The organism is Moritella dasanensis ArB 0140, from assembly GCF_000276805.1.
GTDB lineage: Bacteria > Pseudomonadota > Gammaproteobacteria > Enterobacterales > Moritellaceae > Moritella > Moritella dasanensis.
In genome coordinates this window covers 170077-182672 of record NZ_AKXQ01000007.1, presented here as the reverse complement: position 1 = coordinate 182672, position 12596 = coordinate 170077, and the positions used below count along the sequence as shown (strand labels likewise).

11 protein-coding genes and 2 tRNA genes are annotated in these 12596 nt (G+C 40.3%); 2 read left to right on the top strand and 11 right to left on the bottom strand.

The features are described 5' to 3' along the window. Window positions 1-4: 4 nt before the first annotated feature. The 9 genes from nusA to rlmE form a co-directional block, all read right to left on the bottom strand. Window positions 5-1504: a transcription termination factor NusA gene (gene nusA / locus A923_RS0108005; protein ID WP_017221147.1), complete on the bottom strand. Its 1500-nt coding sequence runs from the start codon at window positions 1502-1504 to the stop codon at window positions 5-7. Between the two features lie 14 nt (window positions 1505-1518). Continuing rightward, window positions 1519-1977 carry a ribosome maturation factor RimP gene (rimP, locus tag A923_RS0108000; protein ID WP_017221146.1) on the bottom strand — a complete coding sequence of 153 codons (459 nt, stop codon included), beginning with the start codon at window positions 1975-1977 and terminating at the stop codon, window positions 1519-1521. 240 nt (window positions 1978-2217) lie between these two features. Then, window positions 2218-2294 (bottom strand) — tRNA-Met (locus A923_RS0107995). A 236-nt stretch (window positions 2295-2530) separates the two neighbouring features. Continuing rightward, window positions 2531-2615: transfer RNA gene (locus A923_RS0107990), tRNA-Leu, on the bottom strand. A 127-nt stretch (window positions 2616-2742) separates the two neighbouring features. Further along, the gene (gene secG, locus A923_RS0107985) at window positions 2743-3063 is read right to left on the bottom strand and encodes a preprotein translocase subunit SecG (protein ID WP_017221145.1); all 321 of its coding nucleotides are present in this window, start codon (window positions 3061-3063) and stop codon (window positions 2743-2745) included. Between the two features lie 250 nt (window positions 3064-3313). After that, window positions 3314-4648 carry a phosphoglucosamine mutase gene (gene glmM, locus A923_RS0107980; RefSeq protein WP_017221144.1) on the bottom strand — a complete coding sequence of 445 codons (1335 nt, stop codon included), beginning with the start codon at window positions 4646-4648 and terminating at the stop codon, window positions 3314-3316. Between the two features lie 153 nt (window positions 4649-4801). Further along, window positions 4802-5665: a dihydropteroate synthase gene (gene folP, locus A923_RS0107975; RefSeq protein WP_017221143.1), complete on the bottom strand. Its 864-nt coding sequence runs from the start codon at window positions 5663-5665 to the stop codon at window positions 4802-4804. 95 nt (window positions 5666-5760) lie between these two features. Continuing rightward, window positions 5761-7713, bottom strand: coding sequence for an ATP-dependent zinc metalloprotease FtsH (ftsH, locus tag A923_RS22115; protein ID WP_017221142.1), 1953 nt, complete (start codon window positions 7711-7713; stop codon window positions 5761-5763). A gap of 297 nt (window positions 7714-8010) precedes the next feature. Continuing rightward, window positions 8011-8655 carry a 23S rRNA (uridine(2552)-2'-O)-methyltransferase RlmE gene (gene rlmE / locus A923_RS0107965; RefSeq protein ID WP_017221141.1) on the bottom strand — a complete coding sequence of 215 codons (645 nt, stop codon included), beginning with the start codon at window positions 8653-8655 and terminating at the stop codon, window positions 8011-8013. A 114-nt stretch (window positions 8656-8769) separates the two neighbouring features. On the opposite strand from rlmE, the gene yhbY reads away from it, so the two are divergent. Further along, window positions 8770-9066, top strand: a complete 297-nt coding sequence (gene yhbY, locus A923_RS0107960; RefSeq protein WP_017221140.1) for a ribosome assembly RNA-binding protein YhbY — start codon at window positions 8770-8772, stop codon at window positions 9064-9066. Between the two features lie 115 nt (window positions 9067-9181). On the opposite strand, the gene greA is transcribed toward yhbY, so the two are convergent. Then, window positions 9182-9661 carry a transcription elongation factor GreA gene (greA, locus tag A923_RS0107955; RefSeq protein WP_017221139.1) on the bottom strand — a complete coding sequence of 160 codons (480 nt, stop codon included), beginning with the start codon at window positions 9659-9661 and terminating at the stop codon, window positions 9182-9184. Between the two features lie 920 nt (window positions 9662-10581). On the opposite strand from greA, the gene A923_RS0107945 reads away from it, so the two are divergent. Further along, a complete protein-coding gene (locus tag A923_RS0107945) occupies window positions 10582-11205 on the top strand; it encodes a trimeric intracellular cation channel family protein (protein WP_026006142.1) in 624 nt (207 codons plus the stop codon). 77 nt (window positions 11206-11282) lie between these two features. On the opposite strand, the gene tyrS is transcribed toward A923_RS0107945, so the two are convergent. Further along, a complete protein-coding gene (tyrS, locus tag A923_RS0107940; RefSeq protein WP_026006141.1) occupies window positions 11283-12479 on the bottom strand; it encodes a tyrosine--tRNA ligase in 1197 nt (398 codons plus the stop codon). Window positions 12480-12596 lie beyond the last annotated feature (117 nt).

Sequence of the window (12596 nt, the reverse complement as noted above, 5' to 3'; positions counted from 1 at the left end):
GTTATTATTCGCTATCACTGAACCAACAGATATTACGCGCAGCCATAATTAGTTCACCAGCACGTTCATCCGTTAACTCTTCAATTTCGCTTAAATCGTCGATGCCTTGTTCAGCTAGCTCTTCCAGAGTTGTTACTCCGATGCTTGCAAATACATAAGCCAGGTGCTTTTCTAAGCCTTCAAGTGCGAGTAGATCCGCACTTGGTTCTGCACCTTCTAGTGATTCTTCTGCAGCAAGTGCAGATGTCGTTAGTGCATTTTTAGCACGTGAACGTAATTCATCAACTAGATCTTCATCAAAACCATCGATTTGTAGGAATTCATTAACTGGTACATACGCGATTTCTTCTAATGAAGAGAAACCTTCGCCGATCAGTAATTCAGCCATATCGTCATCGATATCTAATTTATCAGTGAAGATATTCAACAAACGGTCATTTTCTTTTTGATGCTTTTCTTTGGCATCAGCAACTGTCATTACGTTTAGTTCCCAACCAGTCAGTTGTGAAGCTAGACGAACGTTTTGACCGTTACGGCCAATTGCTTGTGCTAGGTTGTCTTGTTCAACAGCAATATCCATTGAGTGTTGATCTTCGTCAACAATAATAGAAGCAACTTCAGCAGGTGCCATTGCGTTGATAACAAACTGCGCTGGGTTATCATCCCAAAGGATAATATCAACACGTTCACCGTTTAGTTCACTTGATACAGCTTGTACACGTGCGCCACGCATACCAACACAAGCACCAACAGGATCGATACGTTTGTCGTTAGATTTAACCGCGATTTTAGCACGCGAACCAGGATCACGAGCAGCGGCTTTAAGTTCAAGCATCTCTTCGTTGAATTCTGGCACTTCTACGCGGAACAATTCGATTAGCATTTCGTTACAAGCACGGCTAATAAATAGCTGTGTGCCACGCGCTTCAGGTTTTACTTCTTTCAGTAAACCTTTAATACGGTCGCCAGTACGGAATGATTCACGTGGTAGCATTTCATCTTTAAACATTACTGCTTCAGCATTGTTACCCAGATCAAGCACTACAGTTTCACGGTTAGCACGTTTAACTAAACCAGTGATTAACTCACCTTCATGTTTAGCATATTGCTGAACGATTAAATCACGCTCTGCTTCACGTACTTTTTGAATGATAACTTGTTTCGCTGTTTGCGTAGTTACACGGTCAAAAACAACTGATTCAATTGTATCTTCAATGAAACCGCCAACTTCGATGGTTTCATCATCAAATTTAGCTGCGTCCAGAGTAATTTCAGAGAAAGGGTTTTCTAACGGCTCACCTTTATCATCGATTACAAGCCAGCGACGGAACGTTTCAAAATTACCAGTTTTACGGTCAATTTCAACACGAACTTCAATTTCGCCTTCATATCTTTTTTTAGTTGCTGTCGCTAATGCAATTTCCATTGCTTCGAAAATTTTCTCACGAGGTAGTGCTTTCTCGTTAGAAACTGCATCAACAACTAACAGAATTTCTTTATTCATTCCTGGACGCCTCGTTAGTCAAATTTTGGAACTATATTTGCTTTTTGAATATTTGCGTGTGCTAAGACTTCGTCTTTGCCATCAATTGTTACAGTGATCATATCACCGTCAACACTTTTGATTACGCCTTTTAATTTACGACGACCATTAACAGCCATACGTAACAATGCTTTAATTTCAGAACCACAGTACTCTTCGTAATGTGATGCTTTAAACAATGGACGTTCCATACCAGGTGAAGAGACTTCTAAGAAGTACTCTGTACTGATTGGATCTTCTACATCCATGATAGCGCTAAGTTGGTGACTTACTTTCGAGCAATCATCAACGAAAATACCGTTTTCATGATCGATATAAACAAGTAATGTCGAGTGTTTACCCGCTCGTGTAAACTCAATACCAATAAGTTCAAAACCTAACATTTCAACTGTTGGTTCTAACAATTCAGTTAGTGTTTGTTCTAAACTCGCCAAAACAACCCCCTAAAAAACGAAAAAAGGGCATATGCCCGTAATTTAAAAAATAAAAAAGCCCCGACTATAAGGCGAGGCTTCTTACTACTAGACCTTGTAATCCACTTGCGTGGTGCTTATTAAATAAATAATAAACAAGAAGCCAATAGAATTACGTAAATTACATTTACCGAGATAAAAATAAATTTAAGTAATGCTATTTGCACACTGTTGACTAGCCCTATCAACAGGTATAAGAAATGGTTGCGGGAGCAGGATTTGAACCTACGACCTTCGGGTTATGAGCCCGACGAGCTACCAGACTGCTCCATCCCGCGACAATGTTCTTACTGCGCTGATTATAGGCTATTGCAATAGCAATAAGCAAGGCCAAATTCACTTTAATAGTGAATCGGATACGTGGCGGTAATCAATAGCTCTAAATCGCGAGTAATTATTTGTTCACACACACTAATTACACCATCACAACGGCGTTCAATGAAAACGTGAACAACTAAAACAAAAAAAGCCGATTCATGATGAATCAGCTTTTAATATTTATTAATAAATTTAGTGGTGCGGATGGGGGGACTTGAACCCCCACGACCTAAGTCACCAGCCCCTCAAGCTGGCGCGTCTACCAATTCCGCCACATCCGCGCAATACTAAATTTATTCTGTCTTCTGTTTAAGTTACATCATCAATTTGAGGTGACATATATATAACTTAATTCTTACTGCATAATACCTAAAGCTGACTAATAATTAAATTCGCCGAGCTTAAGTTTTATTGAGGTACGTCGCTGTTGCTTACTGGCGCTACTGGTACATCACTTGTAATTGCTGGATTTTCAGCATCTAAGATCAAATCAGTTTTAGATTGCGTTGATAAGTTACCAAGCACTAGGCTTAAAGCAAAAAATGCAACAGCAAGTATTGCCGTAACGCGAGTTAAAAAGTTACCTGAACCGCCAGCACCAAATACAGTATTTGAACCACCAGAACCAAAGCTAGCACCCATATCAGCGCCTTTGCCTTGCTGCATTAGAACGAATCCAATGATTGCAAGTGCAACAATTAAGTAAATAACAATAATAACTTCGTACATTTTAATACCTAAATCTCAAAAGGTTTAATATAGCTTTATCGAACATCCTTACCCGAGGTAAGGGACACTTAATTCGATATTCAGTCAATCTCTAACTAAATCACGATAAGTGGTAAAGCGAGGTCGATATTATCTAACCTCTACCTTAGTTGCAAGCTGATTATTTAAAAAACAATGAATAAAAGGCTTTAGCACAAAACAACACCAGTTGCCGTATACTAATAAGCCTCAAATTCACCATCAATCTTAGTTAAAACGTGGCTTTTACCGCATCAGCAATTTTATTCGCGAGCGCTAAAACATGTGCCTCATCTTCACCCTCAACCATCACACGGATAAGTGGCTCTGTACCCGATTTACGCAGTAATACACGACCACGATCAGCAAGTTCTTGTTCAACCTCTTTAACTGACGCTAGTACCGATTCAGCTAACAATGGATCTGAATCGCCACTAAAGCGTACATTCACTAACACTTGTGGGAATTTACTCATGCCAGAACGTAATTCTTTCAACGTTAAGCCACTGTTAATCATTGCAGCTAACACGAGTAAGCTCGATACGATGCCGTCACCTGTCGTGGTATGATCCAGTGAAATAATATGACCCGAGTTTTCACCACCAATGCGCCAACCTTTTTCAAGCAACATTTCCACCACGTAGCGATCACCAACAGCACTACGTGCAAACGGGATCCCCAGTGACTTAAGTGCAACTTCTAAGCCCATATTTGCCATTAACGTACCAACCACACCGCCTTTTAACTCGCCGTTGCGTAGCGCTTCACGCGCCATGATATAAAGTATTTCATCGCCGTCAATGACATAACCAGTGTGATCAACCATCATCAGACGATCGCCATCACCATCATAAGCAACACCAAGATCAGCGTTTTCAGCAAGGACACGTGCAGCTAATGCCGCCGGTTCTGTTGCGCCACAGCCTTCATTAATATTCAGTCCATTCGGACTAATACCTATCGGAATAATCTCTGCGCCAAGTTCTTTAAATACACTTGGGGCGATATGATAAGTTGCACCATGAGCACAATCTAATACAATCTTTAGGCCTTTGAGGCTTGCGCGTGTTGGAAAAGTACTTTTACAGTATTCGATATAACGACCAGCTGCATCTTCAATACGTACAGCTTTACCCAGTAACGCCGACTCAACACAAGTAAGCTCTTTCTCTAACTGCGCTTCAATCGCTAATTCAACCGAATCTGGTAGTTTTGTACCGTCAGCTGAGAAAAATTTAATACCGTTATCATGGTATGGGTTATGCGATGCACTGATCACAATACCCGCTTCCGCTCGGAATGTACGCGTTAAATAGGCAACAGCAGGCGTTGGCATTGGGCCCATAAACGCGGCATCAAGACCTGCAGCAGATAGACCAGCTTCTAGCGCACTTTCCAGCATGTAGCCCGAGATACGCGTATCTTTACCGATCAATACTTTTTTAGTGCCATGCTGTGCAAGTACTTTACCTGCAGCCCAACCTAATTTAAGTACAAATTCAGGTGTGATTGGCGCTTTACCAACAAGGCCGCGGATACCATCAGTACCAAAATACTTTCTTGACATATTTAATCCCTAATATCTTTTATTATTCGTCGAGATTCAACTCAACGTGTTTATTTTTAATGTACACCGTTAGTGACGGTCTATTTATTTATTGATTAATTTATCTGACTTATGTACTGCTATTATCTGAATTACGCTTGCTAACACCCTATTTTATGAACCGCGTTTACTATTACGGTGTTTAGCAAGCTGTGCCACGACAGCTAAAACATCAGCAGTTTCTCTGACATCGTGGACACGTAATATTTGCGCACCATCCGTTGCAGCAGCGCTCGCACATGCTAGGCTACCGGCTAAACGCTGTGATTCATCACACTGTAATAAATTACCGATCATCGACTTGCGTGAAACACCAATCAGTACGGGTAAACCAAATTGGTGAAAGACGGCCGTATCTGCCAATAATTGATAATTCTGTTCTAACGTCTTACCAAAACCAAAACCGGGGTCGAGAATAATATGTTCACGTCGAATTCCAGCGTTAACACAATCGTCAATACGTTGCTGTAAAAACACCAACACTTCTGTCGTAACATCGTGATAAGACGGTGAGTCTTGCATGTTAATTGGTTGGCCTTGCATATGCATAATGCACACAGGTACTGCGAGTTCAGCAGCGGCTTGTAATGCCCCCTCTTCCTGCAATGCTCTGACATCATTAATAATATGAGCACCTGCAGCAACGGCTTCGCGCATCACTTGTGCTTTGCTGGTATCGATAGAAATGACGACATCAAGCTGTAATGCTATGCGTTTAATGATCGGAATAACACGAGCAAGTTCTTCTTCTAAACTAACAACGCTCGCACCAGGACGTGTTGACTCACCGCCAATATCAATGATCTTAGCACCATCTGCGACCATCTTTTCAGCCTGTTTAAAAGCAGCCTCCAACGCATGGTATTGACCACCATCAGAAAACGAGTCCGGTGTGACATTGAGAATGCCCATGACAACTGGTTGACTCAGATCGAGTGTTTTAACACGCTTGCTATTAGCCGTTAAGTTTAACTGCATTATCGTTTTATCCCTAAAAAAAAACCCCGAGTTAGACTCGAGGTTTATTCTATCATGAAATAATAGCTATAAAGTAATACTGACTAAGCTAATGCTTATTCTGTATCTTTTTTATCACTGTCTTTTTCATCACTTTCTTTTACATCTTTTTTCTCAAGATCGATATTTGATTTTTTCTCAATATCAATTTTTGTCTCTTTAGATGCGTCTTTATCTAGCGTACCGTAATTTTCGCCCCAATCTGCAGGAGCACGAACTTCAACACGCGCCATTAAGTCATCAAGTTGTTTTGCATCAATCGTTTCATATTTCATTAATGCATCTTTCATTGAATGCAAAATATCAATATTATCGGTTAAGATCTGTTTTGAACGGGCATAGTTAGTATCAACTAGGAAACGAATTTCTTCATCAATCAATTTTGCCGTATCAGCAGACATGCTAGCAGCTTGTGAGCCACCGCCGCCAAGGAATACTTCACCTTGTTCGTCAGCAAACTTCATTGGACCTAATTTTTCAGATAGACCCCATTGCGTGACCATTTTACGCGAAATATCCGTAGCACGTTCAATATCATTTGATGCGCCCGTTGAAACATAGTCTTTACCGAAGATAATTTCTTCAGCAATACGACCACCGTAAAGACTTGAGATCATGCTTTCTAAATGACGTTTTGAATGACTTACACGATCTTGCAATGGTAAATACATAGTCACACCTAGCGCACGGCCACGTGGAATAATACTTACTTTATAAACAGGATCATGATCCGGTACTAAGCGACCAACGATTGCGTGACCAGCTTCGTGGTACGCTGTCATCGTTTTCTCTTCTTCGCTCATTACCATGCTCTTACGTTCAGCACCCATTAAGATTTTATCTTTGGCTTTTTCAAATTCAGCCATTGATACAGTACGTTTATTGGTACGTGCTGCAAATAGTGCTGCTTCGTTAACTAGGTTAGCAAGTTCAGCACCAGAGAAACCTGGCGTACCACGTGCAATCAGTACTGTTTCAACGTCATCGCTGATTGGTACTTTACGCATGTGCACTTTCAAGATCTGCTCACGACCACGGATATCAGGTAGACCAACAGTTACTTGACGGTCAAAACGACCAGGACGTAATAATGCTGGATCAAGTACGTCTGGACGGTTCGTCGCAGCAATAACAATCACACCTTCATTACCTTCAAAGCCATCCATTTCAACCAACATTTGGTTTAGCGTTTGCTCACGTTCATCGTGACCACCGCCCATACCAGAACCACGCTTACGACCTACCGCATCGATTTCATCAATGAAGATGATACATGGAGATGATTTCTTCGCTTGTTCAAACATGTCACGCACTCGAGATGCACCAACACCAACGAACATTTCAACGAAATCAGAACCTGAAATAGTGAAAAATGGTACTTTTGCTTCACCGGCAATCGCTTTCGCAAGTAATGTTTTACCTGTACCTGGAGAACCAACTAATAAAATACCAGTTGGGATCTTACCACCCAGTTTTTGGAAGCGACTTGGGTCTTTTAAGTACTCAACCAATTCAGCAACTTCTTCTTTTGCTTCGTCACAACCAGCAACGTCAGCAAATGTTGTTTTGATTTGGTCTTCACTCATTAGACGTGCTTTACTTTTACCGAATGACATAGCGCCTTTACCGCCGCCACCTTGCATTTGGCGCATAAAGAACACCCAAACACCGATCAGTAATAGCATTGGGAACCAAGAGATGAAAATAGAAGTCAATAAACTTTCTTCTGCTTCAGGCTCACCAAATACTTTAACGTTGTTGTTTAACAAGTCATTTAACAGCTGTGGGTCTTGTGCTGGTAAGAAAGTAACAAACTTCTGACCACCTTGGCTAACACCACGGATTGTACGTCCGTTGATCTTAACTTCGTTAACCTGTTTATTTCTAACTTGTTGTACAAATGAACTGTAATCTAACTGATTACTTGAATTATCATTTGGTCCGAAACTCTGAAATACTGACATTAGTACGACTGCAATAACCAGCCATAAAATCAGATTTTTTGCCATATCACTCAAAATCTAGCCTCTCCGGGTCTTAAGTTCCCTGAAAAAAAACAGTTGAAACACTCAATATATTCTAAATATAGACAGTTTAACAACAACTTACATTTTAAATTTCAAATCCTGTGACCCCTACAATTAAAATGCAAGGTTGCAGAACACTTTTGATATTCTCTACTGTCTAATTAAATATATCAAGACTTGACGATTTATTAACATAATTAAATGCTTATTGATGCCAAATCTCTGGTTTATCCTTTAATAACAGTAGTCATATTATTCTTTATCGCCAGCCACAAAAATTTAACCTTTGTAACCTGTTGCAACGATGAAGACTTCGCGTGAACGAGCACGTGACGAATCCGGTTTTCTGGTTTTGACCACATTAAACATACCACGTACATCTTTCATGAATTGCTCAAACCCTTCGCCTTGAAATACTTTGACCGCAAAACTACCATTTGGTTTAAGTACTTCGCGACACATTTCCAGTGCTAGTTCTACCAAATACATTGCTGCTGGTTGATCAACACCAATATTACCACTCATGTTCGGTGCCATATCAGAGATAACAACATCAATCTGGCCATCACCTACTTTAGCCAGTAATGCCGACAGTACTTTTTCATCTCTGAAGTCACCTTGCAAGAATTCAACGCCTGCAATTGGATCCATCGGTAAAATATCACAAGCAATAACACGACCTCTATCACCTAGGTGCTTAACAGCAAATTGTGACCAGCCACCAGGAGCAGCACCAAGGTCAACAATATTCATACCCGGTTTTAATAATTTATCTCTTGCTTGGATCTCTTCAAGCTTAAAAGTTGCACGTGAACGCAACCCTTGTTTCTTCGCATCTTTAACATATTTATCGTTGTGATGCTCGTTAAGCCAATTCTTAGAACTGCCCTTTTGGGTACTTTTTTTCTTCGGTGTCGGGGTCATCTGAAAGCCTGTTTATAATATTTTTTTAAACCATTACCATAATGGCATGGTATTAAGATGAAGATGAAGCTAAAATTACTCTTTTTCAACCCTAAGTAATAAGAAATTTAAAATATGGCATTAAGCAACAAACAAAAGCAACACCTAAAAGGTTTAGCACATTCATTAAAACCTGTCATCTTACTAGGCCAACACGGCTTAACAGAAGGTGTTATGGCTGAAATTGAACTAGCGCTTGCACATCATGAACTAATCAAAATTAAAGTTGCGTCTGAAGACCGTGACCAAAAAGCATTAGTAATGGATACTATCGTTAAAGAAGCTAACGCAGAAAAAGTACTAAGTATTGGCCACACACTGGTTATTTACCGTACAAGTGATGAAAAGAAAATCATACTGCCAAAGAAATAATAGCTTTGTGAGTATCCAGCTGGGCAAGGAATCCCAGCTCGACTATACCCAGCGTTAACGCTGGGTCGCAGTACACATAAATTCGTGTCTGCATCTTTGCCCAGTGTGTCGATAGTTAGATATATTCTACCGATACAATTTCAAATTCAATCGCGCCGCCCGGTGTCTTCACCAACGCCACATCATCTACGCTTTTACCCACTAAGCCACGTGCGATTGGCGAATTAATTGAAATACGATTTTCTTTAATATTAGCTTCATCATCACCAACAAGATTATAAGTGATCTCTTCTTCTGTCTCTGTATTATAAAGTCCGACTGTAGAACCAAAAATAACACGACCGTTATTTGCGATTTTTGTCACATCAATAATCTGGCAATTAGACAATTTACCTTCGATATCTTGAATACGGCCTTCACAGAAACCTTGCTCTTCACGTGCAGCATGGTATTCGGCATTTTCTTTTAAATCACCGTGCTCACGCGCGTCTGCAATTGACTTCACAATTTCAGGTCGACGAACCGTTTTAAGCTGATCTAATTCTATACGTAAATTAGCTGCACCACGTGCAGTCATCGGGATAATATTACTCATAATGCTTCATAACCTTTTAATCAATTCATTATCATGGCATTACTGAACATCCAGTGCTGATAATGTTTACAATCATAATGTCTCTATTGTAATACGAATATGACGACACTTCACCCTATTCAAACCATTAAACCCATTTAATCTTATTATTGAGACCTATATTTGTGCATTGCCCATTCGCCTTAAAATTCGAATTAGCTGACGAAGTTAACCTCATTTCACCCAACACATGCAAAGTGTCGAACGTGACGGCTAAAACCACACATTTACCTACATTTTATAACCGCGAACAACAATAATCTGCCCCGCAACCAGACAACAGACAGACAAAAATAGAAATATACACACTAATCGGCACTTCAGCTCGCACGTGCATCCAAACCATCAAAAGTTACACTTTTCTTATAAAAAGCTAGCCAATCGAGTGAAATATGTGCATAATGTATTCAATCAATCAACCGAAGGACATTATCATGAAAGAATTTGTAGCCGTTTTTACTGTTTTAACAACTTTAGCTATCACAAGTGGTGTTTTACCATCAATCGCTAGCCTATAGTTTTAAAATTCCGAAAACAGCATGGAAAAGTTTCTTGTTTTATACTATTTGTTTATATTTTATATATAAGTATTTATAAATAATCGAAAACTTCTCTATGCTGTTTTTTTTATGCCTAAAAACCCTATCTTTCACTCACTTCCCCGCTAATCTCATCTGAAAGATAATATTGTTTACACTCGCTATTACCTCGTTAATAATTCAAATTTTATTTATATTCTGCAACTTTATTTGTTAAAACTTCGATATAGCTAAAAGAAATCATTTTCTCTTTCCGTATACTCTGCACTTCTTTATATGGATAGATATACCTGAGGTAGTTTGGGTATGTAGAAAGGATTAATAAGTTTACTGATGATGAACATGGATATTATTTATTTACTCGATTTAGCGGGTACTGCCGTTTTTGCGATTTCAGGCGTACAAGTCGCAGGGCAGATGCGCATGGATCCATTTGGTGCAACCGTATTAGCAGCGGTTACCGCGATTGGCGGTGGCACAATACGTGATGCTATTTTAGATGTAGGCCCCGCATTCTGGGTTCACGACCCCGTTTATCTCAGCGTTATTATTCTGACGTCTTTGTTCACCATTTTGTTTGCTAACCGTAATCATCGTATGCCACCGATATTACTGCCCCTTGCCGATGCAGCAGGTTTAGCCTTATTCACCGTAATAGGCACGCAAAAAGCCTTAGCTTATGGCGCGCCGGGAATGACAGCCGTGGTCATGGGTGTGATCACGGGTGTCGCAGGCGGTATCATCCGTGACCTATTAGCGAGTCGCGTGCCGATGGTATTACAAAAAGACATCTACGCGACAGCTTCTGTTCTAGGAGGGGTGGTTTACACTGGTTCACTATTCATTGGTATCGGTGAAGGTTTCGCTATGTTACTCGCCATGACAGGGGTGTTTACACTCCGAATGGCCGCTGTACATTGGCATTTAAGATTACCTATCTTTATTTTAAAGCATCATCGTTCTTAAACGACGCTATTCACCAGCCTAAAATGAAAAAGCCCGTTATGACAGACATCATAACGGGCTTTATTTTTTAGTCGCGATTAGCCAAGGGTAATGCGCGCAAACTTACGTTTACCGACTTGGTATACAGCAGTACCAGCAGCAGGCACAAAACGTGTGTCTTCTACTTTCTCGCCATCAATCTTAACAGCGCCTTGCTTAATCATGCGCATCGCTTCTGACGTACCTGATACTAGACCAGCTTCTTTTAGCAAGTTAGCGATAGCCAATGCATCACTTACTGCAAAATCAAATTCTGGCATTTCATCTGGGATGGCATTTTTAGAAAAACGCTGAGTGAAATCATTATGAGCACTTTCTGCTGCAGCTTCATCATGGAATCGCGCAATGATTTCTTTTGCTAATGAGATTTTGATATCACGCGGATTAACAGCATCTGCCGCGATATCGGCTTTGAACTGTTCAATTTCAGCTAATGGGCGGAATGATAGTAATTCAAAGTAGTTCCACATCAAATCATCAGTGATAGACATAATCTTACCGAACATGTCATTCGGCGAATCAGTCACTCCGATGTAGTTGTTCGATGACTTAGACATTTTTTTAACGCCGTCTAGACCAACAAGCAGTGGCATCATGATCACAGTTTGTGGCTTCTGACCTTCCGCTTTTTGCAGTTCACGACCCATTAATAGGTTGAATTTCTGATCCGTACCGCCAAGTTCAACATCAGATTTTAGGGCAACTGAATCATAGCCTTGTAGTAACGGATACATGAATTCGTGGATCGCGATACCTTGATTAGACGCATAGCGTTTCTTGAAGTCATCACGTTCTAGCATACGTGCAACGGTTTGTTGCGACGCTAAACGGATCATGCCCGCAGCACCCAATTCGTTTAACCACGTTGAGTTAAACTCAATACGGGTTTTTTCTTTATCTAGGATCTTAAATACTTGGTCAGTATATGTTTTCGCATTAACCAGAACATCTTCACGCGTCAGTGGTGGACGTGTTGAGTTTTTACCCGACGGATCACCAACAGTAGCAGTGAAATCGCCAATCAAGAAGATAACTTCATGACCAAGATCTTGGAATTGACGTAACTTGTTTAAGATAACAGTATGGCCTAAATGCAGGTCAGCACCTGTTGGATCAGCACCTAATTTAATTCTTAGCGGACGACCTTCTTTCAGTTTTGCAACTAGCTCTTCTTCAACTAGGATTTCTTCTGTTCCACGTTTAATTTCGCGTAACGCATCATTGATTTGCGTCATAATGTTAAGCTCCACACTTATTACCTAAATATAATGACTCTATAGTACTGGATAGCGTTACAATTGAAAACCGTTGCCAGTCGGCAATAGCGTTAATTTACTGATAATTTTTTTTGC